At 69.8% G+C, this 25550-nt stretch carries 18 protein-coding genes; 12 read left to right on the forward strand and 6 right to left on the reverse strand.

Annotated features, from left to right (window positions below):
- Positions 1 to 39: 39 nt before the first annotated feature.
- The 6 genes from T8K17_RS09170 to T8K17_RS09195 all read left to right on the forward strand — a co-directional run bounded on the left by T8K17_RS09170 (position 40) and on the right by T8K17_RS09195 (position 7110).
- The gene (locus T8K17_RS09170; RefSeq protein WP_322334201.1) at positions 40 to 1392 is read left to right on the forward strand and encodes a RodZ domain-containing protein; all 1353 of its coding nucleotides are present in this window, start codon (positions 40 to 42) and stop codon (positions 1390 to 1392) included.
- Between the two features lie 127 nt (positions 1393 to 1519).
- Positions 1520 to 2650, forward strand: a complete 1131-nt coding sequence (gene ispG / locus T8K17_RS09175; protein ID WP_322334202.1) for a flavodoxin-dependent (E)-4-hydroxy-3-methylbut-2-enyl-diphosphate synthase — start codon at positions 1520 to 1522, stop codon at positions 2648 to 2650.
- 121 nt (positions 2651 to 2771) lie between these two features.
- Positions 2772 to 4028, forward strand: a complete 1257-nt coding sequence (gene hemA / locus T8K17_RS09180) for a glutamyl-tRNA reductase (RefSeq protein ID WP_322334203.1) — start codon at positions 2772 to 2774, stop codon at positions 4026 to 4028.
- On the forward strand, positions 4025 to 5095 hold the full coding sequence (gene prfA / locus T8K17_RS09185) for a peptide chain release factor 1 (RefSeq protein WP_322334204.1): 1071 nt from the start codon (positions 4025 to 4027) through the stop codon (positions 5093 to 5095). Before hemA ends, prfA begins: the two co-directional genes overlap by 4 nt.
- Before the next feature lie 10 nt (positions 5096 to 5105).
- Complete coding sequence (prmC, locus tag T8K17_RS09190; RefSeq protein WP_322334205.1) at positions 5106 to 5969, forward strand: peptide chain release factor N(5)-glutamine methyltransferase; 864 nt, start codon at positions 5106 to 5108, stop codon at positions 5967 to 5969.
- A gap of 211 nt (positions 5970 to 6180) precedes the next feature.
- Entirely contained in the window at positions 6181 to 7110 is a 930-nt protein-coding gene (locus T8K17_RS09195) for a DUF4167 domain-containing protein (RefSeq protein WP_322334206.1), read from the forward strand.
- Positions 7111 to 7414: 304 nt separating this feature from the next.
- Here T8K17_RS09195 and T8K17_RS09200 read toward each other — a convergent pair whose 3' ends face one another.
- Positions 7415 to 8173, reverse strand: coding sequence for an MOSC domain-containing protein (locus T8K17_RS09200; RefSeq protein WP_322334207.1), 759 nt, complete (start codon positions 8171 to 8173; stop codon positions 7415 to 7417).
- Between the two features lie 247 nt (positions 8174 to 8420).
- On the opposite strand from T8K17_RS09200, the gene clpB reads away from it, so the two are divergent.
- From clpB to T8K17_RS09225, 5 genes are all read left to right on the forward strand, one after another.
- On the forward strand, positions 8421 to 11036 hold the full coding sequence (gene clpB, locus T8K17_RS09205; RefSeq protein ID WP_322334208.1) for an ATP-dependent chaperone ClpB: 2616 nt from the start codon (positions 8421 to 8423) through the stop codon (positions 11034 to 11036).
- A gap of 429 nt (positions 11037 to 11465) precedes the next feature.
- The gene (gene trpB, locus T8K17_RS09210; protein ID WP_322334209.1) at positions 11466 to 12692 is read left to right on the forward strand and encodes a tryptophan synthase subunit beta; all 1227 of its coding nucleotides are present in this window, start codon (positions 11466 to 11468) and stop codon (positions 12690 to 12692) included.
- A complete protein-coding gene (gene trpA / locus T8K17_RS09215) occupies positions 12692 to 13528 on the forward strand; it encodes a tryptophan synthase subunit alpha (protein ID WP_322334210.1) in 837 nt (278 codons plus the stop codon). Before trpB ends, trpA begins: the two co-directional genes overlap by 1 nt.
- 40 nt (positions 13529 to 13568) lie before the next feature.
- A complete protein-coding gene (gene accD / locus T8K17_RS09220; RefSeq protein WP_322334211.1) occupies positions 13569 to 14519 on the forward strand; it encodes an acetyl-CoA carboxylase, carboxyltransferase subunit beta in 951 nt (316 codons plus the stop codon).
- A gap of 159 nt (positions 14520 to 14678) precedes the next feature.
- On the forward strand, positions 14679 to 15890 hold the full coding sequence (locus tag T8K17_RS09225; RefSeq protein ID WP_322334943.1) for a folylpolyglutamate synthase/dihydrofolate synthase family protein: 1212 nt from the start codon (positions 14679 to 14681) through the stop codon (positions 15888 to 15890).
- Between the two features lie 18 nt (positions 15891 to 15908).
- Here the strand turns inward: T8K17_RS09225 and T8K17_RS09230 are convergent, their stop codons facing one another.
- On the reverse strand, positions 15909 to 16808 hold the full coding sequence (locus T8K17_RS09230; protein ID WP_322334212.1) for a TauD/TfdA family dioxygenase: 900 nt from the start codon (positions 16806 to 16808) through the stop codon (positions 15909 to 15911).
- Between the two features lie 105 nt (positions 16809 to 16913).
- On the opposite strand from T8K17_RS09230, the gene T8K17_RS09235 reads away from it, so the two are divergent.
- On the forward strand, positions 16914 to 17840 hold the full coding sequence (locus T8K17_RS09235) for a LysR family transcriptional regulator (RefSeq protein WP_322334213.1): 927 nt from the start codon (positions 16914 to 16916) through the stop codon (positions 17838 to 17840).
- 69 nt (positions 17841 to 17909) lie between these two features.
- Here T8K17_RS09235 and trxA read toward each other — a convergent pair whose 3' ends face one another.
- The 4 genes from trxA to T8K17_RS09255 form a co-directional block, all read right to left on the reverse strand.
- Complete coding sequence (gene trxA / locus T8K17_RS09240) at positions 17910 to 18230, reverse strand: thioredoxin (RefSeq protein ID WP_322334214.1); 321 nt, start codon at positions 18228 to 18230, stop codon at positions 17910 to 17912.
- 61 nt (positions 18231 to 18291) lie between these two features.
- The gene (gene addA, locus T8K17_RS09245) at positions 18292 to 21750 is read right to left on the reverse strand and encodes a double-strand break repair helicase AddA (protein ID WP_322334215.1); all 3459 of its coding nucleotides are present in this window, start codon (positions 21748 to 21750) and stop codon (positions 18292 to 18294) included.
- On the reverse strand, positions 21747 to 24752 hold the full coding sequence (addB, locus tag T8K17_RS09250; RefSeq protein WP_322334216.1) for a double-strand break repair protein AddB: 3006 nt from the start codon (positions 24750 to 24752) through the stop codon (positions 21747 to 21749). The genes addA and addB overlap by 4 nt, the downstream gene beginning before the upstream one ends.
- Positions 24753 to 24772: 20 nt before the next feature.
- Positions 24773 to 25537 carry a nucleotidyltransferase family protein gene (locus T8K17_RS09255; RefSeq protein WP_322334217.1) on the reverse strand — a complete coding sequence of 255 codons (765 nt, stop codon included), beginning with the start codon at positions 25535 to 25537 and terminating at the stop codon, positions 24773 to 24775.
- Between the last annotated feature and the right edge of the window lie 13 nt (positions 25538 to 25550).

Here is a 25550-nt window from a genome sequence, read left to right on the forward strand (position 1 = left end):
CGGACCGTGGGACGGTCGTCCGCGAAGGAGGGAGACGCGATGCCATATCGAGACTCCGGGTCGGATCCGACCATCGGGCAGGAACTGACCGAGGCGCGCCAGGCGGCCGGTCTCGAGATCGCCGACGTTGCCGCGCAGCTTCGGATCCGCAAGGAATTTCTGGCCGCGCTGGAAGAGGGGCGGCCCGACGTGCTGCCGGGCACCACCTACGCCATCGGATATGTGCGGACATATGCCGCCTTTCTCGGCCTCGACGTCGAGCGGGCGGTCACCCGCTTCAAGCAGGAAGCCGCCGGTCTCGACCAGCGCACCCAACTCGTCTTCCCCTCGCCGGCCCCGGAAGGGCGCGTTCCGGGCGTCGGCCTGATGTTCGCCTCGGTCCTGCTGGCCGGCCTCGCCTATGGCGGCTGGTACTGGCTGTCGGAGCGCGGGATGTCGGTCTACGACATGGTGCCGGACGTGCCGGAACGCCTGGCGACCCTGATCGAAGGCCAGAACCCGCCGACCACGCTTCCGCCCGCGACCGGTCCGTCCACCGCCGTCCCGGCGACGGAGTCCGTCGCATCGGCGCCGCCGTCCACCGCCCCGGCTTCGGCGACCGACAGTGCCTATACGGCGGCCAATCCGACCAGCGTGCCGGTGACCGCGCGTTCCACCAGCGGCGAGGCAGCGACGGCCTCCGTCTCTCCGACGTCCGGTACCCAGACCTCTGATCTGCAGCCGGCGCCGGCCACCGAACCGGCCGCGCCTGCACCCGTCTCCGCCATCACCCGGCCGACGACCGATGCGCCTGCGGCTCAGCCCGCGCCGGTCGCGCCGGTCACGGTGACCGCGGCTCCGGCGCCGGACAGCTCGGTCGCGAGCATCGACACGGTCGTCCCCGCCGCTCCGGCCGCCGATACGGCGGAAGACACGCCCGCAGCCGATCCCGAGCCGAGCGCGACCGCGCTGGCATCCGCCGCCCCGGCCCCGACCCAGGCGCTGGCCGCGGCCCGGCCGCTGGCTCCCGCGCCCTCCGGCAATGCGGTGCCGACCGCACCGCGTCTGAGCGGTCTGATCGGCGCGTCCGAAGCCGCCGTGCCCGGGACCGCCGCCAATCCGGTGCCCGCCGCCATCGAGCGGGTCGTGGTCCGCGCCACCGGAGAGAGCTGGGTCCAGGTCCGCTCCCAGGACGGCACGACCCTGTTTACCCGGGTCCTGCGCAACGGTGACGTCTACCGCGTCCCCGACCGGTCCGGCCTGACCCTGGCGACCGGCAATGCCGGGGCGCTGGAGATCGTGGTCGACGGCAAGCCGACGCCGAGTCTCGGTACCTTCGGGGAAGTCGTCCGTAACATCGCGCTCGACCCCGACCGTCTGACCGAAGGAACGGCGGTCGCCGGCCGCAATTAGCCGCGCCTGTCGCACCGGGCGGGCGGCTTTCCGTCGCCCGGCCCCGGCTCGGCTTTCTTGACGGCCGCTCATCGTCTATAACGGGCGCGCGAAGCAGATACCCCTGCACCGACAAGCCGAGGCCACCATGAGTGTCCGACCGTACCGCGACATCCACCGGCGTCCGTCCCGCCGCGTCTATGTGGGATCCGTACCGGTGGGCGACGGGGCGCCGATCTCCGTCCAGACCATGACCAACACCCTGACCGCCGACGTCCAGGCGACCGTGGCGCAGATCCAGCGCTGCGAGGCCGCCGGCGCCGACATCGTGCGGGTGAGCTGTCCCGACGAGGACTCCTCCAAGGCGCTGAAGCAGATCACCGCGCAGGTGAGCGTGCCGATCGTCGCCGACATCCATTTCCACTACAAACGGGCCATCGAGGCGGCCGAGAACGGGGCCGCCTGCCTGCGCATCAACCCGGGCAATATCGGCTCGGCCGCGCGGGTGCGCGAGGTGGTGCAGGCGGCCAAGGATCACGGCTGCTCCATGCGGATCGGCGTCAATGCCGGCAGTCTGGAGAAGCATCTTCTCGAGAAATACGGCGAGCCCTGCCCGGAGGCGATGGTCGAGAGTGCCCTGGATCACGCGAAAATCCTGGAGGACAACGACTTCCGCGACTTCAAGATCAGCGTGAAGGCGTCCGACGTGTTCCTCGCCACCGCCGCCTATCAGGGGCTGGCGGAGGCCTGCGACTACCCGCTGCATCTCGGCGTGACCGAGGCCGGGGCGCAGCGCGTCGGCACGGTGAAGTCGTCCATCGGCCTCGGCATGCTGCTGTGGAGCGGCATCGGCGACACGATCCGCGTGTCCCTCTCCGCCGCCCCGGAGGAGGAGGTCAAGGTCGGCTTCGATATCCTGAAGTCGCTGAACCTGCGCCACCGCGGGGTCAACGTGATCTCCTGCCCGTCCTGCGCCCGCCAGCAGTTCGACGTGATCGAGAACGTGCGCGTTCTGGAGGAGCGCCTGGCCCACATCACCACGCCGATGACCGTCTCGGTGATCGGCTGTGTGGTGAACGGTCCGGGCGAGGCGCGCGAGACCGATATCGGGATCACCGGCGGTGGCAACGGGACCCACATGGTCTATATCGCCGGCCAGCCGGACCACCGCCTGAAGAGCAAGGACGTGGTCGACCACATGGTCGAGCTGATCGAGAAGAAGGCGGCCGAAATCGAGGCCGAACGCGCCGCGCAGGATGCCGGCGTCGCCGCCGAGTAGGGGCCGGGAACAGAGCGGGGCGCCCGTTCGCCACAGGAGTCGGAATTTGGCAGGACGTCATCGGGAGCGCGGACTCGACCGGATCGCGGGGGCGCGGGCCCTGGCGCTTTAGGGCCGAGCCATGCCTGCCGTTCCTCCGCCGCTCCAGGTGATCGGCGTCGATCACCGATCCTGCCCCGACGGGGTGCGCGAGAAGCTGTTCGTCGACGATTCCGAAATGCCGGCCATGCTGGACGCGCTGAAGGCGCGTGGCGCCCGCGAGGCCATGGTGCTGTCCACGTGCAACCGCGTGGAAGTGATCGGCCGCTTCGAGGATCCGCGGATATCGCCCGAAACCGTCGCCGCCGAGCTGGGCCGCCCGGTCGAGCTGGACGGCGCCGTGCTGCGGCCGCTGCTCTACGCCCATGCGAGCGACGAGGCGGTGCGGCACGTCTTCCGGGTCGCCTGCTCCCTCGACAGTCAGGTGGTCGGCGAACCGCAGGTGCTCGGCCAGGTCCGTGCCGCCCACCGCCTGTGCCGGGATCTGGGCGGCACCGGACCGGTCGTCGAGGACACGTTGCGGGCGGCCTACGCGGTCGCCAAGCGGGTGCGCAGCGAGACGAAGATCGGCGAGGGGCCGGTCTCGCTGGCCGCCGCCGCCGTGGCGCGGGTGCGCGACCTGTTCGGCGCCCTCGACGGACGGGCCGGCCTGCTTGTCGGCACCGGCGAGCTGGGTCTGCTGATCGCCGAGCATATGGCGTCGGCCGGCATGGACGGGCTGGAGGTGCTCGACCGCTTTCCCCGCCGGGCCGCCCTGGCGGCCCGCGAGCTGGAGGCCCATCATGCGGGGCTCGACCGGTTGGCGGCGGCGCTGGACCGGGCGGATGTCGTGGTGACGACCCTGGGCGAGGGGCATTATCTGATCACCGCCGACATGATCGAGGCAGCGCTCCGCCGTCGGCGGCGGCGTCCGTTCTTCCTTCTCGACCTGTCGGTGCCCGGCGATGTAGAGCCTGCGGTTCACCGTCTCGACGAGGCCTTCGTCTACGACGTGGGCGATCTGGAGGCGATCACCCGCGCCGGGATGGCCGACCGGGCGGGCGAGGCGGCCCGTGCCGAGCGGATGGTGGAGGAGGCGGTGGCGGCCTTCACCCGCGACCGGTCGGGTCGTGACGCCGCGCCGGACATCGCCGCCCTGCGCGCCCATGTGGAGGCGATGGTGGCCGAGGTGGCGGGGACGGACGGCGATCTCGCCCGCCGCATCGCCGCCCGGCTGGCCCACGCGCCGTCGGTGATGCTGCGCGACCTGGCGGAACGGGGCCGGCTCGACCGGCAGACGAAAGACATGGTGTTCCGGTTGTTCGACATGCCGGACCCGCAGGGAGGAGACGAGACGTGAGCCTTGAGGCGACCCTCGACCGGGTGGTCGATCGCGCGAAGGAGCTGGAAGCGCTGATGTCCAGCCCGGACAAGCTGGACTCCAGCGCGTTCCAGAAGATGTCGCGCGAGCTGTCGGAACTGGCGCCGGTGGTGGCGAAGGTCGAGGAGCTGAAGCGGACCCGCGCCGAGCTCGCCGAGGCCCGGGCCCTGGCCGATGGCGGCGATGCCGAGATGAAGGAACTGGCCGAGGCCGAGGTCTACGAGATCGAGTCCCGGCTGCCGGGACTGGAGCGCGAGGTCCAGATCCTGCTGCTGCCGAAGGACGAGGCGGACGAGAAGAACGTCATCCTGGAAGTGCGCGCCGGCACCGGCGGCGACGAGGCGGCCCTGTTCGCCGCCGACCTGTTCGCCATGTACCAGCGCTATGCCCAGAACCGCGGCTGGCGGGTCGAGGTCATGGAAGTCTCCGAGAACGAGCTCGGCGGCTACAAGGAGGCGGTCGCCTCCATCACCGGGCGCGGGGTCTACGCCCGGCTGAAGTTCGAGAGCGGCGTGCACCGCGTGCAGCGGGTGCCGGTCACCGAAAGCCAGGGCCGCATCCACACCTCCGCCGCCACGGTCGCCGTGCTGCCGGAGGCCGAGGAGGTGGACATCCACATCGAGGACAAGGACCTGCGGGTCGATGTCTACCGCTCCAGCGGCGCCGGCGGCCAGCACGTCAACACCACCGACAGCGCGGTGCGGATCACCCATATCCCGACCGGCGTCGTCGTCACCCAGCAGGACGAGAAGTCCCAGCACAAGAACCGCGCCAAGGCCATGCGCATCCTGCGCGCCCGGCTCTATGACCTGCAGCGCCAGGCGGCCGACGAAGCGCGGGCGGCGGACCGCAAGAATCAGGTCGGTTCCGGCGACCGGTCGGAGCGCATCCGCACCTACAACTTCCCGCAAGGGCGCGTCACCGACCACCGCATCAACCTCACCCTCTACAAGCTCGACCGCGTCATCACCGGCGAGGCGCTGGACGAAGTGCTGGACGCGCTGATCTCCGAGGACGAGGCCGAGCGTCTGGCCACGCTCACCTGACGGCGGGACGGTGACCGGTATTCGAGACGCGCTGAAGACGGCTGCGGCCGACCTCGCCCGCGCCGGGATCGAGGGCGGGCGGCTCGACGCGAGGCTGCTGCTCGGCCACGTGCTGGGCCGCGCGGTCTGGCCGCACGAGGACGCACCGCTGGACGACGCGGCGCTCGCCCGGTTTCGCATGCTGGTGGACCGCCGCCTCGCCCGTGAGCCGGTGAGCAAGATCGTCGGCCGCCGGGCGTTCTGGACGCTCGATCTTGCCGTGACCGCCGACACCCTGGACCCGCGTCCGGACAGCGAGACTCTGATCGAGTCGGCGTTGGCGGCCTTTGCCGATCGCGACCCGCCGCGGCGGATCCTGGATCTCGGCACGGGGACAGGCTGTCTGCTGCTGGCCGCCCTGTCGGAGTTTCCGCAGGCGACCGGTCTCGGCATCGACCGGTCCGGGCCCGCCGCCGCGGTCGCGCGCCGCAACGCAGAGGAGACGGGACTCGCCGACCGGGCGGAGATCCGTTGCCAGGACTGGTCGGAACTGGCGTCGGACGAGCGGTTCGATCTGGTCCTGTCGAACCCGCCCTATATTGCGGAAGCCGAGATCCCCACCCTGGAGGAGGACGTGCGGCTGCACGACCCCCTGGGGGCGCTGGTGGCGGGCGCGGACGGGCTGGAGGCCTATCGTGCGCTCGCGCCGATTCTGGCCCGCGTGCTGGCGCCGGACGGTGTGGCGATCCTGGAACTGGGGATCGGTCAGGGCGACGCGGTCGCCGCGCTGATGGCGTCCGTCGGATTGTTGGAGGTCGATCGAAAAGCCGATCTCGCCGGCATCCCCAGATCACTTGTTCTCAAATGGAATGACACCCGTTCGAACACCCCCTAGCAGTCGGAAAACCGCTTGGAATACATGGGGAAGCAAGATAGTGTGCAGATCAGGCAAGGGGCATATTTGGCCCAGGCCGATGCCACATTCAACATGGTGATCGCAGAGCGCGGTCCGCCCGGTGCCCGAGGGGACGCCGGCCGATCTGTTTCAATGTGGCCTGCGAACCGGACACGGGGTCCGCTTCGAAACAACAGGAAATGTGGTTGGCATGAGACAAGGCCCACACCAGAAGCGTGGTCGCGGACGGGGTAACAATCGTCGCCCGAACACGCCTAACCGCAACCAGACCTTCGACAGCAACGGGCCCGACGTCCGCATCCGCGGTAACGCCAATCAGGTCTACGAGAAGTATCTGGCTCTCGGCCGCGACGCCACGGCGGCGGGCGACCGGGTGCTTGGGGAAAGCTATTTCCAGCACGCCGATCACTACTACCGGATCGTCAGCGCCTTCGCCGAGAACGACCCGGAGCGGCAGAACCGCAGCGGCGGGCAGGGTCAGCCGAATGGCGGCCCGCGCGACTGGAACGACGACGATGACGACGGCGACGGGGACGACTACCGCGCCGGCGGCAACAATGGCGGCAACGGCAATGGCGGCGGCAACCGCTCGCAGGATGCCGACGGCAACCGCGGTGGCAACCGCGAGGGGAATCGCGACGGCAACCGGTCCGGCGATCATCGCGAGGCCCGCTCCGGCGACCAGCAGCGCGACCACCGCCGGGACCGTCGGTCCTCCGACGATCAGCCGTCCGACCGGGGCGACCGGCCCGAGCGCGCCGAGCCGCGCAATGAAGGTCGCAACGAGGGCCGCAACGACAGCCGCACTGACGAGGTGACGGCGGCCGAGCCGGCCCCGCAGGCGCAACCCGAGGAAGAGGCCGCTCCGGTGCGCCGTCCCCGCGGCCGTCCGCGCCGTGTTGCCGCGACGGAGGATGCCGCGCCGGCGGTCGAGGAGGACGGCATCCGCCGCACCCTCCGTGTCGCCAGCAGCAAGGACGCTGCCACCGAGACGCCGGCCGCTCCGGCTCCGTCCGAGGCCTCCGGCGAGGAGAAGCCGGCCCGGCCGCGCCGCCGCCGTGCGGCCAGCGCCGACCAGCCGGCCAATACCGACGACGACGGCGCCGCCGCGGCGAGCTGATCGCCTCGTCCCTACCGCACAAGAAAGGCCCGGTCCCCGCGACCGGGCCTTATTCCTTTCCGCATGTCCTTGTTCCCCTGACCCGTCACCCAGGGAGCGCCGGACCTGATCCGGGACCTGCCCGGGGCCGGGCTTGGCGGTAGCGCCCAGGACGGGCCCTGACGTCGGGTGCTTGGTCCTGACGAAAGTCAGGGCCAAGCCGCAGGCACCCCAACCGAGTCCCGGCCCGGGCCTGGGTCGATCGAGCACCGGATCGGGTCCGGGAGCGTCCGTTACGACCGTTGTCGATTGCTAGGGGAGGGCCTCAGCCCAGGCGCACCGCATCGCCCGTCGACACCCGGCCGGCACCGGTGACGCGGACATAGATCCCGCACTGGGTATGGCCAAAGCCGCGCTGCAGGTCGTGGGGAATGGTCAGGTCGCGCTGGCCGGTGGCCGGATCGGCATTGGTCGCAGCACAGCGTCCGGTGATCTCTTCCACCAGCACCGTGGCCCCGCCGACGGTCAGCGACCGGCCCACCCAGCCCATCTCTTCCCAGGGCTCCAGACCGTCGACCAGAAGATTGCCCCGGAAGCGCATCGGGTCGACCGGCTTGCCGACCACCCGCTCCAGATCGCGCACGGAGGCCAGGTTGATGATCGACAGGAACGGCGCGTCCACGTCGGTGTAGCCGCGCTCGCCCAGATCCACGATCTTCGGCGCGCCGCGCAGGTCGTTCTTCGCATAGGCGGCGAAGAACTGCTCGATCACCGTGCAGCCGGTCCGGCTGGTCAGCTCGCCATGGGCGATGGATCGGCCGTTGCGCCGGATCTCCAGGGTCGCCGTGGCGTCGTCGAACAGGGTCTCAAGCGCCGCCAGCTTGGGCACGCTCATCACCTGCAGGAAATGCGCCTTGGACAGCCAGTCCGGGGCGGCCGGATTGACCGGGGCGGAACCGTGGGCGATGGCGAAGCGGCGGTCGAAGGGGATCAGCCGGTCGACGGACAGCTCGACCGAGTCAAGCGTCTGGGCGGACAGGCCTTTCACCGGAAAGCGGTGGATCGATGTGACGCGCGCGTTCATGCCTCGACAGAACGCCCGCACGCGGGCGCTGTCAACGCGGGCGTGCGGGCAATATCCGCCGCTCGGTCTCTTGTGTTGCCGCAGTGCAACACCTATGTCTGATCCGGAGACGGGCGGTGCCTCATTGGGCCGCCTTGAAAGACCGATCGGGAGTACGCTTCTCCTGGTTGGAAGAGGTCGTCGAGGCCGCCTGAATGGGGCGTCGGCGGTCGTACTGGCGAAACGCGGTACTCGTGGAGATTGATACATGAACTTCGAAAAGCTTTCCGACCGCTGCAAGGGCTTCCTGCAGGCGGCGCAGACCATGGCGCTCGGCCGCGGCCACCAGCGGCTGTTGCCGGCCCACCTGCTCAAGGTGTTCATCGAGGATTCCGAAGGGCTGGCGGCCACGCTGATCCAGCGCGCCGGCGGCGATTCCAAGGCCGCCCTGGCCCGGGTCGACGAGATCCTGAACAAGATGCCCCAGGTCGAGGGCGGCGGCGCCGGTCAGGTCTACATGTCGCCGGAACTGGCGAAGATCCTGACCCAGGCCGAGGACGTCGCGAAGAAGGCGGGCGACCAGTACGTCACCGTCGAGCGGCTGCTGCTGGCGATCGCCCTGGCCGCCGGAACCGACGCGTCCAAGGCGCTGACCGAGACCGGCCTGTCGCCGCAGAACCTGGAGAAGGCGATCCAGGACATGCGCAAGGGCCGCACCGCCGACAGCGCGAACGCCGAAGGCAATTTCGACGCCCTGAAGAAATACACCCGCGACCTCACCGAGGCGGCGCGCGACGGCAAGATCGACCCGGTCATCGGCCGCGACGAGGAGATCCGCCGGACCATCCAGGTCCTGTCCCGCCGCACCAAGAACAACCCGGTGCTGATCGGCGAGCCCGGCGTCGGCAAGACCGCCATCGTCGAGGGCCTGGCCCAGCGCATCGTCAACGGCGACGTGCCGGAGGGGCTGAAGAACCGCAAGCTGCTGGTGCTCGACCTGGGCGCGCTGATCGCCGGTGCTAAGTTCCGCGGCGAGTTCGAGGAGCGGCTGAAGGCGGTTCTGAACGAGCTCGGCAACACCGACGGCGAGGTCATCCTGTTCATCGACGAGCTGCACACCCTGGTGGGTGCCGGCGCCGCCGAAGGCTCGATGGACGCCTCCAACATGCTGAAGCCGGCCCTGGCGCGCGGCGAGCTGCATTGCGTGGGTGCCACGACCCTGGACGAATACCGCAAGCATATCGAGAAGGACGCGGCCCTGGCCCGTCGCTTCCAGCCGGTGCTGGTGGCTGAGCCCGGCGTGGTGGAGACCGTGTCGATCCTGCGCGGGCTGAAGGAGAAGTACGAGCTGCACCACGGCGTGCGGATCACCGACAGCGCGCTCGTGGCGGCCGCCAACCTGTCCAACCGCTACATCACCGACCGTTTCCTGCCGGACAAGGCCATCGACCTGGTGGACGAGGCGGCGAGCCGGCGGCGCATGGAGGTCGACAGCAAGCCCGAGCAGATCGACGAGCTGGACCGCAAGATCATCCAGCTCAAGATCGAGCGCGAGGCCCTGAAAAAGGAAGCCGACAAGGCGAGCAAGGACCGCCTCGATGTGCTGGAGGAGGAACTGGTCGACCTGGAGGAGCGGTCGGGCGAACTGACCGCGCGCTGGCAGGGCGAGAAGGAGATGCTAACCGGCGCCCAGAAGGTGAAGGAGAAGCTCGACGCGGCGCGCCAGGATCTGGAAGTGGCCAAGCGTGCCGGCGACCTGACCCGGGCCGGCGAGCTGACCTACTCGGTCATTCCGCAACTGGAACAGACCCTGGCCCAGGCCGAGGACGCCTCGTCCAAGCGGATGCTGAAGGAGGAGGTGTCGGACAACGACATCGCCTCGGTGGTGTCGCGCTGGACCGGCATTCCGGTCGACAAGATGCTGGAAGGCGAGCGCGACAAGCTGCTGGCCATGGAAGACAACCTGCACAAGCGGGTGGTCGGCCAGGACGAGGCCATCACGGCGGTCGCCAACGCGGTGCGCCGGGCGCGGGCCGGGCTGCAGGATCCGAACCGGCCGATCGGCTCGTTCCTGTTCCTGGGCCCGACCGGTGTCGGCAAGACCGAGCTGACCAAGGCGCTGGCGGAGTTCCTGTTCGACGACGAGCACGCCATGGTGCGGCTCGACATGTCGGAGTTCATGGAGAAGCACGCCGTTGCCCGTCTGATCGGCGCCCCTCCGGGCTATGTCGGTTACGAGGAGGGCGGCACCCTGACCGAGGCGGTGCGGCGCCGGCCTTACCAGGTCGTGCTGTTCGACGAGGTCGAGAAGGCGCATCCGGACGTGTTCAACGTCCTGCTGCAGGTGCTGGACGACGGCCGCCTGACCGACGGTCAGGGCCGCACGGTCGACTTCCGCAACACCATGATCATCATGACGTCCAATCTCGGCGCCGACGCCCTGGCGGCGATGCCGGACGGCATGGGTGTGGAGTCGGTGCGCGAGCAGGTGATGGAGGTGGTGCGGGCGTCGTTCCGGCCGGAATTCCTGAACCGGATCGACGAGGTGTTGCTGTTCACCCGCCTGGCGCGGGAGAGCATGAAGGGCATCGTCGACATCCAGCTCGGCCGCCTGCGCAAGATGCTCGCCGACCGCGACATCAAGCTGGCCCTGGACGACGCGGCTTTGGCCTGGCTGGCGGAGACCGGTTACGACCCGGTCTACGGCGCCCGGCCGCTGAAGCGGGTGATCCAGCGCTCGCTGCAGAACCCGCTGGCCAACCGGATCCTGGAAGGCAGGATCAAGGACGGCGACGTGGTGATCGTCTCGGCGGTGGACGGTGCGCTCGTCATCGACGGCGAGACGGCGGCCAACGGCGACGTGGCGATCGAGGCGGCGGAGTAGGGGCCGCCAGGGCCTTCGGGTCCCACACTTCAATTCAGATGGGGACGGTTCTTCGGGGCCGTCCCCTTATTGCTGTCAGGGTCGGCGCGTCCGAGACCGGATGCGCGCAACGCGAAATGGATTTTCGGTGATCCCTCCGTGGCCACCGGGTCCCGGGCAGCCCCCGGGCCGAGCCCGGGGTCTCCCGGGATGACGGGATTGGAGGGGAATGAAAACAATCGGTCGTCATCCCGGGAGAACCCGGACGTGATCCGGGGGGCTGCCCCGGACCGGGCGACAACGCGCCGTCAGCACTCGGCGCAACCCCGAATGCGGTAACCCGATGCCTACCGCACGCCCCGGCACTACTGCCGCCCGCGCTCCTCCCTTGCATCCCCCCGTCTGCGGCCTTAAGACCGTGCCTCACCAACGCTTTCACGAGGTTTCGGCATGGCCAGCCCAGCTCCTGCGAACAGCCTGCGATCCGGTCCGGACAAGAACGGGCATTTCGGCATCTTCGGCGGCCGTTACGTTGCCGAAACGCTTATGCCGCTGATCCTCCAGGTCGAAGAGGCCTACACCGCCGCTAAACTGGATCCCGAGTTTCAGCGCGAGTTCGAGTACTACCAGAAGCACTACATCGGTCGGCCGAGCCCGCTCTACTTCGCCGAGCGGCTGACGGACCACTTCGGCGGCGGCAAGCTGTACTTCAAGCGCGACGAGCTGAACCACACCGGCGCGCACAAGATCAACAACGTGATCGGCCAGGCGCTGCTCGCCAAGCGCATGGGCAAGACCAAGATCATCGCCGAGACCGGTGCCGGCCAGCACGGCGTGGCCACCGCCACCGCCTGTGCCCTGTTCGGGATGGAGTGCGAGGTTTTCATGGGCGCGGTCGATGTCGAGCGCCAGAAGCCGAACGTGGACCGCATGCGCCTGCTCGGCGCCAAGGTCCATCCGGTCACCTCCGGCTCGTCCACCCTGAAGGACGCGATGAACGAGGCCCTGCGCTACTGGGTCTCCAAGCCGGACACCCATTTCTACATCATCGGCACCGTCGCCGGCCCGCACCCGTATCCGGCCATGGTCCGCGATTTCCAGTCGGTGATCGGCATCGAGGCCAAGGCGCAGATGCTGGAGGCCGAGGGAAGGCTGCCGGACACGCTGGTGGCCGCGATCGGCGGCGGCTCCAACGCCATGGGCCTGTTCCATCCGTTCCTGGATGACACCGACGTCGCCCTGGTCGGCGTCGAGGCGGGCGGCTACGGCATCGATACCGGCCAGCATGCGGCCTCGCTCACCGGCGGGCGCCCGGGCGTGCTGCATGGCAACCGCACCTACCTGCTGCAGGACGAGGACGGCCAGATCACCGAGGCGCACTCGATCTCCGCCGGCCTGGACTATCCGGGCATCGGGCCGGAGCATTCCTGGCTGCATGAGCTCGGTCGGGTGAACTACGTCTCCGTGACCGACGACGAGGCGCTGGAAGCCTTTGCGCTCTGCACCCGCAAGGAAGGCATCATTCCGGCGCTGGAGCCGTCCCATGCGCTGGCCCATGTGGCCAAGATGATCGGCGACCTGCCGAAGGACCATATCGTGGTCATGAATCTCTGCGGGCGCGGCGACAAGGATGTCGACGCGGTCATTCCGAAGCTCGAGGCGAAGGGTCTGGTCTGATGGGGTCTGGTGTGGGGCGCATCGACGCCAAGTTCGCGTCGCTGAAGGAACAGGGCCGGGCCGGCCTGGGCGTGTTCATCACCGCCGGCGATCCCGACGCGAAGACCAGTGCGGCACTCCTGAAGGGCCTGCCGGGGGCGGGCGCCGACATGGTCGAGTTCGGCATGCCGTTCACCGATCCGATGGCCGACGGCCCGGCGATCCAGGAGGCGAGCCAGCGCGCGCTGAAGGGCGGGATGACCCTGAAGGGCACCCTCGCCCTGGTGCGGGAGTTCCGCCAGGACAACCAGGACATGCCGATCATCCTGATGGGCTACTACAACCCGATCTACGCCTACGGGGTGGACGCCTTCCTCACCGACGCGCTGGACGCCGGGGCCGACGGGCTGATCGTCGTCGACCTGCCGCCGGAAGAGGATGACGAGCTCTGCGTGCCGGCGCTGAAGAAGGACATGGCCTTCATCCGCCTCGCCACCCCGACGACCGACGACAAGCGGCTGCCCAAGGTGCTGACCAACACAGCCGGCTTCGTCTACTACGTCTCCATCGCGGGAATTACCGGCACCGCGTCGGCGTCTAACGATATGATCACCAGTGCGGTCGAGCGGCTGAAGCGACATACCGACCTGCCGGTCTGCGTCGGTTTCGGCATCAAGACGGCGCAGCAGGCGGCGGACGTGGCGAAGGTCGCCGACGGCGCCATCGTCGGCACCGCGGTGGTCAACGCGATCAAGGACTCCCTCGACGGGGAGGGCAAGGCGACCGACAAGACGGTGTCGGCGACCCTGGACTTTGTGAAGACACTGGCCGACGGCGTGCGCGGCGCGCGCGCCTGACGGCGGTCGGTGATCCTGGAAGCGGAGTAGAGAGGCGGAAATGAACTGGCTCACCAGCTCGGTCCTGCCGAAGATCAAGGCCTGGGTCGGCGCCCGCGAGGTGCCCGACAACCTGTGGCATAAGTGCCCGTCCTGCGGCCAGATGCTGTTCCACCGGGATCTGGAGGAGAACTTCCAGGTCTGCACCGCCTGCGACCATCACCTGCGGATGAGTGCCGTCGACCGGCTGGAGATGCTGTTCGACAAGGGCGAGTACCAGACCATCGAGCTGCCGAAGACGGCGGCCGATCCGCTGAAGTTCCGCGACCGCAAGCGCTATACCGACCGGATGCGCGAGGCCCAGGTGAAGACCGGGCGCAACGACGCGATCATCGTCGCCCATGGCACGATCGAGACCGCGCCGGCGGTCTGCGCGGTGTTCGACTTCTCGTTCATGGGCGGCTCCATGGGCACCGGCGTCGGCGACGGCCTGGTCCGCGCCGCACGGCTGGCCGAGACCCAGGATGCCGGTCTGATCGTGTTCCCGGCCTCGGGCGGCGCGCGCATGCAGGAGGGCATCCTCTCTCTCATGCAGATGCCGCGGACCGTGGCGGCCGTCGAACGGCTGAAGGAGAAGGGTCTGCCCTTCATCGTCGTGCTGACCGACCCGACCACGGGCGGGGTGACCGCGTCCTTCGCCATGCTTGGCGACCTGCACATCGCCGAACCGGGCTCGATCATCGGCTTCGCCGGTCAGCGGGTGATCCAGGAGACCATCCGCGAGCAGCTTCCCGAAGGCTTCCAGAAGGCCGAATACCTGCGCGACCACGGCATGGTGGATGCGGTGGTGCACCGCCGCGAGCTGAAGGCCATGCTGGGCCGGCTGCTCGGGCTGATGATGTTCCGCGAGCCCTCGGCCGAGGTGGTCGCCCTGCCGCAGCCGGATCTCGACATCCCGGACCGTGACGACGACGCGGAGGATCCCGAGATGGCGGAGCCCCGGAAGCCCTGATCGCCTGAACGTCCCGGCACTCCTGCGGAGGATACGGCCATAACCGCCCCGTCGCCCGTCGCCAGCGCCGACATCCAGGCTCCGGACGCCATCCTTGCGCGGCTGCAGACCCTGCATCCCAAGGCCATCGACCTGTCGCTGGGCCGCCTGGAGACGCTGCTGGCGCGTCTCGGCAATCCGCAGCATTCCGTGCCGCCGGTGATCCATGTGGCTGGCACCAATGGCAAGGGCTCCACGGTCGCCTATCTGCGGGCGATCCTGGAGGCGGCCGGACACCGGGTCCATGCCTACACCTCGCCCCATCTGGTGCGTTTCAACGAACGCATCCGGCTCGCCGGCGAGCTGATCGACGACGCCGCGTTGTCCGACGTGCTGGAGGAATGCGAGGCGGCGAACGGCGGCGAGCCGATCACCCTGTTCGAGATCACGACCGCTGCCGCCTTCCTCGCCTTCTCCCGCGTGCCGGCCGATGTGCTGCTGCTGGAGGTGGGCCTGGGCGGGCGGTTCGACGCCACCAACGTGATCGACCGGCCCCTGGCCTGCGTCATCACGCCGGTGTCCATCGACCATGTGGCCTTCCTGGGCGACACGATCGAGAAGATCGCCTTCGAGAAGGCCGGAACCATCAAGCCGGGCGTCCCGGTGATCGTCGGGCCGCAGGACCCGAGGGCATTCCAGGTGATCGCCGACCGGGCGGCCGAGCTGGGCGCGCCGATGACCGTGTTCGCGCGGGACTATTCGGTTCGCCGCCAGGACGACGGGCTGGTGGTCGAGGTTGGGGGAGAGCCCGAGGTCCTGCCGCTGCCCTCCCTGCCGGGAGCGCATCAGATCGACAATGCCGCCGTCGCGGTCGCCGTCGCCCGTGCGGTGGCCGGCTCGCTTTCCAATACCGGCGAGAACCGTGCCGCGGGCCTGCGCGGCGTGTCCTGGCCGGCCCGGATGCAGCGGCTGACCCGCGGCCCCCTGGTCGAGAGGCTGCCGGCAGGCTGGAGCCTGTGGCTCGACGGCGGGCACAATGCCGATGCCGGCCGCGCGGTCTCCGCCCAGGTGGCGTCGTGGCGCCGCGAGCGGCCGGACGAGCCGGTGCACCTGATCGTCGGCATGCTGAACACCAAGGCGGCGGACGACTACCTGCGCCCCTTCGCCGGCCTGCCGCAGAGCGTGTCCACGGTGACCATCCCCGGCGAGACGGCGAGCCTGTCCGCCGAGGCTCTCGCGGCGATGGCCGGCACCGCCGGCGTGGCGGCTGCGGCCCGCGACGACGTGGCAGCGGCACTGGAGGGGATCGTCGCCGGCGGTGGCGAGCGCGGCCGGGTCCTGATCGCCGGTTCGCTGTATCTGGCCGGGCGCATCCTGGCGGAGAACGGGTAGCGCGCGGCCCTGACCGCCTCAGGCCGGGGTCGGGACGCCCTCTCCGACCAGGGTCACCCGATGCATGATCCGGCGTGTGGTCCGGTTGTCGAACGGCTCGACCGAATGCATGGTGCAGCGATTGTCCCACATGATGACGTCGTGCGGCTCCCAGACATGGCGGTAGACGAACCGCCCGTCGGTCGAATGGGCGGTCAACTCGTCCAGCAGTGCCCGCGCCTCGGCGTCCGCCATCCCCTCGATCGTCACCATGGTATGCGGGGAGAGGAAGAGGCTCTTGCGCCCGGTCACCGGGTGACGCTTCACGAGCGGGTGGCGGACCGGCGGCAGGTCGTCATAGGTGCCCTGATCGATCTTGCCGGCCAGTTCCGGGGCCGTGCGAAGGATGTAATCATGGGCATGGATGACCCAGAGACCCTCGACCCTGGCCTTCATCTCGTCGGAGAGCGCTTCGTAGGCCGCATACATGTTAGCGAATAGGGTGCTGCCGCCCTCGCGGGTGATCTCGATGCCGTGGAGGATCGACCCCTTGCTCGGCACCTCCCGGAACGAGCTATCGGTATGCCAGCGCCAGGACTGGTTCAGGTACTGCCAGGCCGTATCCGTGGGCGGCACGATGTTCCCGTTCTCGTCCACGTTGGAGACACGGTAGATCGCCTTGTTCCGTGACGACCGGTGAGCGATGGAGGGATGGATCTCAAGTCGGCCGAACCGCTCACCGAAGGCGATATGCTGTTCGTCGGTGATGCGCTGGTCGGGAAAGACCAGCAGCAGGTGCTCCATCCAGAGCGCGTGCACAGCCTCGACCGTCGCACCGTCCAGCGGCAGCGAAAGATCGACCCCCCGTACGGTGGCGCCGATATGCGGGTGGCGTTTCTCGACGGTGATGCTGTCGGTACAGGCTTGGGCGACGGACATGGCGGCGTTCTCCCTGAATGAGTTTTCTTTCAGTCAGCCTGAATACCCTCGGATAGAATGTGAAATTATCTTATTTTCATATTCTCATTATCTAAGGTGATGACAATGCTCTCGATCGACCGGATGCGGGTGTTCGCCGCCGTCTTCGAGGAAGGATCGTTTACGGCGGCGGCCGAGCGCTTGAATGCCACCCAATCCGGAGTATCGCAGCAAGTTGCCCGTCTGGAACGCGCCCTCGGTACCCGGCTTCTGGTACGCGGGGCGCGCGGTGCTGTCGCCACGCCGGCGGGTCGCCAACTCTACGCACGCTCGATCGCACTTCTCCGGGAGATCTCTACCGTGGAGCGAGGGATCGCCGATCTCGGGCGCGGGGCGACCGGCAGTGTCACCCTTGGCGTCATGCCGGCGCTGACGCGGTCGGAGATGGGGCCGGTGCTCCGGCGTTACCTGGCTGAGAACCCGAACGTCACGGTCAATCTCGTCGAGCGGGCAAGCGCCGACCTCATCGAGGAGGTGGTGGACGACCGGTTGGACGCCGCCATCATTCCGGTGTTCGACGCCCCGCCATCGCTTCGCTGCCGGTTGCTCGGTCGCACACGAGAGGTGCTGATCGGCAGGGCGGCGGACGAAGGCCTCCATATGCGGCCGGTCGACGTCCGGAGCGTGTCGCCGATGCGACTGATCCTCCAGTCGGAGGGTACCATCCGCCGCCGCCAGGTGCTGGCCTATCTCCGCTCCCGAGGGGTGGAACTGGACGCGCTGATGGACATGGACAGCATGTTCGGAACGCTCGAGTTCGTACAGAACAGCAATTTCGTCACGATCGTCCCGGCGGTGATGGTGGCGCCTGAGATCGACAGCGGGGCGATGACCGTGCGACCGCTCGATCCGCAGGGGCTCGCGCTGGAGGTCATGGCGGTGTCGCCGTCCCGGCGGGAGCCGTCCCCCATTGTGACGGCAATTCTCGATCTGGTGGAAGGCGCGTTGGCCGAATTCGAGCGGCGGCTCATTACCCGTCTGCGCGCGGCGTGAACGGTCCAAACACGAACGGCCCCGCCGAAGCGGGGCCGTCCTGTCAGGCAAACTGTGTCGCTCTAGCCCTCAGATCGAGGATTCGATCCATTGCTTGAGCTGGGTCTCCGGCAGGGCGCCGATCTTCTGGGCGTGGACCTGTCCGTCCTTGAACACCATCAGGGTCGGGATGCCACGTACGCCATAGGCGGCCGGGGTTTTCGGGTTGTCGTCGATGTTCAGCTTCACGACCTTCACCTGGGTTCCGAGTTCATCGGAGATCTTCTCCAGGGACGGGCCGATCATCTTGCAGGGGCCACACCACTCGGCCCAGAAGTCGACGACCACAGGGGTGTCGGATTTCAGGACGTCCTCGTCGAAAGAGGCGTCGGAAACCGGGCTCGTCGTCATCGAATCATCCTTTCGCGGTTCCTCCGGCGGAGATTAGGAACGCCGCCGGCCGTGGTCAAGGCTATGCACCAAACCCTTGAAGCAAGTGGTCCGGTATCGGCATTAGGGTCGGTCCGTCGGTCCAAAGCAGGGCACAACGCACCTCACGACCGGGATATAGGGAGGCCACCAGCGACCGATAGGTGGCCATCTGGCGCATATATGTGTCGGCCACGGCGTTAATTGAAGACGGGGGTGGCCGATTGGTCTTGTAATCGACGATAAGCACCGCGTCCGGGCCGACGGCAAGCCGGTCGATCCGGCCGGAGACGATCTGCAGCCCGTCCGGTCCGGTGACCTGACCGACGATCGGCACCTCGGCGCGGGAGCCAGGAGCGAAGACCGGGGCGAATCCGGGATCGTCCAGCACCGCCAGCACCTCCTCCAGCCAGGCCTCGACCTGATCGGTACTCAGGGCATGGACCGGGCGGGCGAGCAGGGCGCGGCCGGCCTCGCGTCGGCGGGCGGGCTCCATGTCGGGCAGAAGCTGAAGCAGCCGGTGCAGCAGCACGCCGCGCTTGAACGGGTCGGTGCCGTCGCGCTGCAGCGGCGAGCGCACCGGCGGCTCGTCCGAGGCCGGGCGGGACGGGGCAAGCGGGCGCGGCGGGGTCGGCTCGCGCGGCGCGTCGGCCGTGGCCCAGGCGGGCAGGGGAGCCGGACCGGTCGCCGCCGCTTCCGCCTTGGCGGCGGGCAGGGCGGCCTCCTGCGGGGTGGCCAGGACCAGGGTGCCGTCCGCATCCTCGGTGGCGAGACCCGGCAGTCCGGCGCGGGCATGGCCGAACCAGCCCTTGTCGATCGGATCGCGCTTGCCCTTCCAGCCGCAGACGATCAGCCGGTCCTCGGCCCGGGTCATGGCGACATAGAGCAGGCGGCGGTACTCCTCCTCCATCGCCTCGCGCGCCTTCGCCCGCGCACCGGCGGACACGGCATCGGCGCTGGCGCTGGACGGCGCCCACAGGGGCAGGTCGATGCCGTCGGCATGCCACACGACGGCGTCGCGAAGCTGCGGCGGGCGCACGGTGTCGGGCAGGATGACGATCGGCGCCTGCAGGCCCTTGGCCCCGTGCACGGTCATGACCCGGACTTGGTCGACCTCGCCGCCCTCCAGCTCGCGCTTCACTTCCTGGGCGCTGGTGGCGACCGCGTGCAGGAAGCTCTGCAGCGAGGGCGGGTTCTCGCGCTCGTCGTCCAGGGCCTGGGCCAGGAACTCGTCGATCGCGTCCTCGCAGTCGGGGCCGAGCCGGGCGACCAGCCGCTCGCGGCCGCGCTCGGCCGACAGGATCTGCTGGTAGAAGGCATGCGGCGGCAGGTGACGGGCCATGGTCGTCCAGCGGGCGAGCCGTCGGGCAGCCCGGGCAAAGACGTCGCGCTCCTCAGCCCGGCGCCACAGCTCGGCCCACAGACGGCGCTCCCGGCGGCCCTGGGCGAGGTCCAGCAGGTCGTCCTCGCTCAGCCCGACCAGCGGGCTCTTCAGCACCGTGGCGAGGGTGAGATCGTCATCGGGCAGCAGCAGCGCCTCGCCGAGCGCGATCAGGTCGCGCACCGCCATCTGTTCGGTCAGCACCATGCGGTCGACGCCGGCCACCGGCACGCCGGCGGCCTTCAGCGCCCGCACCAGCTCGGCAACGAAGGCGCCGCGGCGGCGGACCAGCACCATGACGTCGCCCGGCCGGATCGGCCGGTTCTGCGCTTCCAGGATCTCGCCCGAGGCGATCCAGCCGGCGATGCGGCCGGCGACACGCTGGGCCAGGCGGGTGACCGGCGCGTCCATGGCGGCGCGGGTCAGGGGTGGCGACCAGAAATCGGCCTCCTCCTCGTCCATCGGCTCGATCACCGGCCAGAGCTCGACCCGTCCCGCTTGGCCGGTGCGGCTGGCCCGGTGCGCGATCTCGCGGGCGACGCCGGCCACCACCTCGGCCACGCCCTGGCGGGCGTCCTCGCGGGCGAAGACCGCATCCACCGCCCCCAGCACCGCCGCGGTGGAGCGGAAGGAGACCTGCATCTGCACGTCGCGGAAGCGCTGCTCGGCGGCGGTGACCCGCGCGGCGAAATGCAGGCGCGCCCGGGTGAAGCCGGCCGGGTCGGCACCCTGGAAGCTGTAGATCGACTGCTTGACGTCGCCCACGGCGAAGATGGTGCGGGGCCGGTCCGGGGCGCGCTCCGCGGCGGCGCCGATGCCGGAGAAGAACTCCTCGGCGAGCGCGCGCACGATCTCCCATTGGGCCGGGCTGGTGTCCTGGGCCTCGTCGATCAGGATGTGCTCCAGCCCCTCGTCCAGCTTGAACAGCACCCAGCCGGCGGTGCCGGGGGCGGCTAGCAGCCGGCGGGCCCGTTCCACCAGATCCTCGAAATCGAGCAGGGCACGGCGGGACTTGGCGGTGGCATAGGCGTCGATGATGGCGGTGGACAGCCGGATCAGGGCGGCCGAGCGCAGGGCGGTGTCCAGGGCCTTGCGCCGCTCCTCCACCTCCAGGATCCGCTCCGCCTCCCGCGTCAGGTCGTCGACCACGCTCGGCGCGCGCTCCTGCACCCCCTTGGTCGCGAGCCGGGCCTGGACCGTGCCCTCCTGGGTCAGCAGCGCGCGCTTGTAGTCGTCCCAGGCCACCGCCCGGGCATCGCCGTCGGGCAGGGCGAGCCAGGCGAACAGGGCGTCGGCCCGCTTGGCGTCGGTCTTGCCGCCGGCCGCCAGCGCGCTCGCCGCGTCGTGCAGGGCGTCCCGGTCGAAGGCGCCGTCCTCGCTGGCCACCCGGCGCAGGGTCCAGTCGGTCTGGTCCGGGTCGGTTCCGAAGGTGGCGTGCAGCCGGGCGGCGATCGCGTCGACTCCGCCGGCGGCCTCCACCGAGCGGGTCAGGCGGGTGCGCTGGACCAGCATGGTCTTCAGCAGGTCGCGCACGGTCTGCTCCGCCGCCCGCTCGGTCACCACGGCGAGCGCGTCGGCCAGATCGCCGTCGGCCCCGCTGCGCGCCCGTTCGAGCACGGTGCGCTCGGCATCCTCCAGCAGGCTCGCCGCCGCCCGGTCGTCGGCCAGACGGAAGTTCGGCGGCACGCCGGCCTCGAGCGGGAAGCGGCCGAGCAGGGACTGGGCGAAGGCGTGGATGGTTTGGATCTTCAGCCCGCCCGGCGCATCCAGCACCTCGGCGAACAGGCGGCGCGCCTTGGCCATGCGGTCCTGGCTCGCAACCCGGCCGTCCAGGGCTTCCAGTTCCTTGCCGAGAGCGTCGGCGTCGAGCACGGTCCATTTCGCCAGGGTGCGCGACAGGCGGGTCGCCATTTCCGCCGCCGCCGCCTTGGTGAAGGTCAGGCAGAGCAGCCGCTGCGGCTTGGTGCCGGCCAGCAGCAGGTTCAGCAGCCGGTCGGTCAGCACCTTGGTCTTGCCGGAGCCGGCGGAGGCTGCGACCCAGGCGGAGACCGACGGATCGGCGGCCTCGCGCTGGTTGCGGGTGGCTTCCTCGACTGCACTGACCGAGTCGATGACGCTCATCCCTCGCCCTCCTCGCCGGCCGACCAGTCGCCGGTGCGCGCCAGGTGGTCGTAGTCGTTGAAGCGCAGGCTGCGGCGCGGGTCCGGGGCGGCGTGATAGGGGGTGGTCTCGTCGTCGAAGGCGGCGATCAGCGCCTCCAGTCCCTCGCGGGCGCCCTGCACCAGCTCCGGCACGATCGCATCGACCGCGTCGATCTTGCCCGGTGGGGTGCCGCCGCCGACCCGCCAGTATTCCAACGAGGCCACGTCGGCCGCCGCCATCTCCGGGAAGCCGCCGGCCATCAGGATCATCGCCTCCAGCGGAAGCTGCGGCGCGCGGCCGGCCTTCAGGTCGCTCAAGCTCGGGTTCGAGCCGGTCTTGTAGTCGACAATCGCGTAGGTGCCATCGCCGCGCTTATCTATCCGGTCGGCGGTGCCGAACAGCTCGAACGGACCGCCGGGGCCGGCCAGGGTCATCGCGCCCTGCCGCTCGGTGGCGGAATAGTCGAGCGACCTGCGGCGCTCCCGCTCGGTCTCCACGAACCAGCGGGCCACCCGCTCGAAGCGCGGCCACCAGAACGCCCAGACACCGGGTCGGTCCATATGGCCGGCGAAGCTGCGCTTGCCGTATTCGATCAGAACCTCGGCCGGATCGGGCGGCAGGTCGCGGGGATAGTCCTGCACGAAGGCGTCCAGCGCCTCGTGGATGGCGTTGCCGCGCTCGATGGCGCCGACCTCCATGTCCAACGGGTCGAGTTTGCGCAGATCGAGAATGTAGCGGGCGTAGATCGAATAGGGGTCGCGCAGCCATGTGTCGATCCGGGTGACGGACAGCCGGCGGGGCCGCTGATCCAGGCGCGGGCGCGGCTCCGGCGGACGGCCGGGGTCGGGGGCGGCGGGGGTGTCGAGCAGCGCGTGCCAGCGGGCGGGTGCGGGCCAGGAAGCCAGCCGCTCCTCGCTGTGCAGGGCGCGGGCGACGGTATCGAGCCGCAGCAGCCAGCGCGAGGGAATGGTCGGGCTGCCGTCGACCCGCTGGGCGCGGGTCAGGAAGACCTCGCGCCCGCCCATGGCCATGGCGACGTCATGGGCGGCCTTGCCGATGGCGAGATCGATGGAGGGCAGGCCGAAATCCCGGCGCATGGGCCGGCTCATCCATGGGTCCGGCTTCGGCTCGGCCGGCCAGGTGCCTTCGTTCAGCCCGCCCAGAATCACCCGGTCGAAGGCCAACAGACGGGCCTCCAGCACGCCGAGGATGTGCAGGCGCGGGTGGCTGCCGTAGCGCGGGCGCACGACCCGGCCTTCCAGCAGGGCGTCGAACAGGCCGGGCCAGTCGCGGCCGGCGATCGGCTCCATGCCGGCCGCCCCGTCGGCGAACTCGTTGGACAGCCGGGCCAGGGCCTCGCCCGCCTCGCCGACCCACAGGCGCAGACTGCCATGGGTGTCCTGGGAGGTGGCCAGGATCTCCGCCGCGCGCAGATGGGCGTCGAGGATCTCCGGCACGGCGACCGAGGGTTGGGACAACGCCGCCTCCAGCGGACCCAGCGCGTCGGCCAGCCGGTCGCAGAAGCCGATCAGTGCGGCCATGGGGTCCGACTTCAGGCCGGAGAGCGCCACCGCCCGGCGCAGCCCGGCAAGACCGGGGGCGGGGCGGGGGCCGCGCAGGATGTCCCGGTCCAGCCGTTCCACCAGCCGCTCGAACCGCTCCGGCGGCAGACCGGCGCCGCTGAGGGGATGCTTCAGCAGCGACAGCAGGGCAACCGGCGCGCAGTCGACCGAAGCCCTGGCCAGCAGACGCAGGAACACCGCCGGCGCGCTGTTGGACAGCGGCGCGCCGCCGGAATCGTTCACCTCCAGCCGCTCGCCGTCGCCGGCCTCGATCCGCCAGCGGCGCAGCTCGACGGCGACCCGGCGGGCGAGCCGGCGGTCGGGGGTGACCAGGGCGGCGGTCTTGCCCGGATGCTCCAGCACCTCGCGCATCAGCAGGGCGATGATCCCGGCCTCCTCGCGCGGCGAGGCGGCGTCGATCCGGGTGATGCCGTCGAAGGCGGCCGGGGTGGGGGCGTCGGGCGCGGTGGACAGGCCGCGCCAGGCCTCGGTCGTGGCCGCCGGGCGCATGGTCTCGCGGATCAGCCGGTCGCGGCCGCCGGTCACGGCGGGGGACCAGTCGCGCACCTGCTCGCGGTCGATGCCGAGGCTGCGCAGCAGGCTGTGCAGGCCGTGCTGGGGGTGAGTCGGGTCGTCGCCGATGGCGGCCCAGCTCGCCGTATCGCTGTCCCGGTCGAGTCCCGGCAGCACGATGGCGCCGGCCGGCAGCTCCAGCACCGCGCGCATCAGCTCGGCGGTGGCCGGAATCGACCCGGTCGAGCCGGCGACGATGACCGGCGTCGCCGGACGGCTGGCGCGCAGGGCGGCGGCCTCCGCCCGCATCAGGGCGTCGCGCCGGGCCATGGGATCGATCGCCGCCAGCTCCTCCAGCCGGGCCGGCCAGATCTCGGTGACGATCTTCAGGAAGGCGATGGTCTTGTCCCAATGGGCGGCATAGGCATCCGGGGCGAGATCCTTCAGGCCGGCGAATTCCAGCCCGTGCATCTGCACCTCGTCGATCAGCCGCGCCAGGGCCGCGGCCAGACGGTAGGCGTGCTCCGGCGCGTCCGGCGTGGCGCTGTCCGGATCGGACCGCAGGAAGGCCGTCACCAGCCGCATCAGCTCCAGATGGCGCTGCAGGTCGGGGATGGCGGGCGGGATCTCCAGGGCGCCGGCGGCACCGGCCTCCGAGCCCATCTCCACGTCCAGCAGGTCCTCGTCCACGTCGGAGACGGTGGAGAGCTTGGGCAGCAGCATCGGCCGTCCGTCGCCGAAGCGCAGGAAGGCATCCGCCGCCGAGCGTACCGCGCGGCGGGTCGGCAGCAGCAGGCGGACGTCGGTCAGGGCGATCGGATCGCCGGCCACCCGCTCCCACACGCCGGCCGCCAGCCGGTCGAGGAACGGCGTGCCGATGGGAATAGTGTAGACGCGGTCGGTCATCCGGCTCCGCCGGTCAGGCTTCAGAAGAAGGGCACGTCGGCCAGATGCCCCGCGGCAAAGCGCTGATTGGCGCGCTCCAGGTCGGCCGGCGTGGAGATATGGTACCAGAGCCCGTCATGCAGCGCGCCGAAAAGCCGGCCTTCTTCCTCGGCCTTGTCGTACAGCTTGCGCATGGAGAAGGCGCCCTCCGGCGCGTCGGCGAAGATCCGCGGGTGGACGATGGACACGCCCATATAGGCATAGGGGGCGACCCGCACCTCGTCGCGGCTGGTCAGCCGGCCGATCTCGTCCATGGTGTAGTCGCCATAGCCGTGCCAGCCGAGTACCCGGGCGAAGGGGTAGAGGAGCAACTGGATATCCATCTTCTCCGCGTCCCAGGTATCGGCGAAGCGGTGCAGGGCGTTCCGCAAGCCGTCGAGCCAGACGCTGTCGCCGTTGATGACGAAGAACGGCTCGTCGCCGAGCTGGGGCAGGGCGTTCTTCACCCCGCCGCCGGTCTCCAGCACATTGTCCTCGTGGATGACGGTGATCGCCGGGTCCTTGCGGCGCTCGATATAGCGGGTGACGTAGTCGGACAGGTAGTGGGTGTTGACCACCACCCGCTTCACCCCGGCGTCCTTCAGGTGCTCCAGCGTGCGTTCCAGGATCGGCACGTCGCCGACCGGGACCATGGGCTTGGGCAGGTTGTCGGTGATCGGCGCCAGGCGGGTTCCGCGGCCGGCGCAGAGCACCATCGCGGTCTCGGGCAGCCAGTCGGGCCGGCGGCTCAGTCCGGGCAGCAGCATGCGTGTGTCCTCA

The organism is Thalassobaculum sp. OXR-137 (assembly GCF_034377285.1).
Classification (GTDB): domain Bacteria; phylum Pseudomonadota; class Alphaproteobacteria; order Thalassobaculales; family Thalassobaculaceae; genus Thalassobaculum.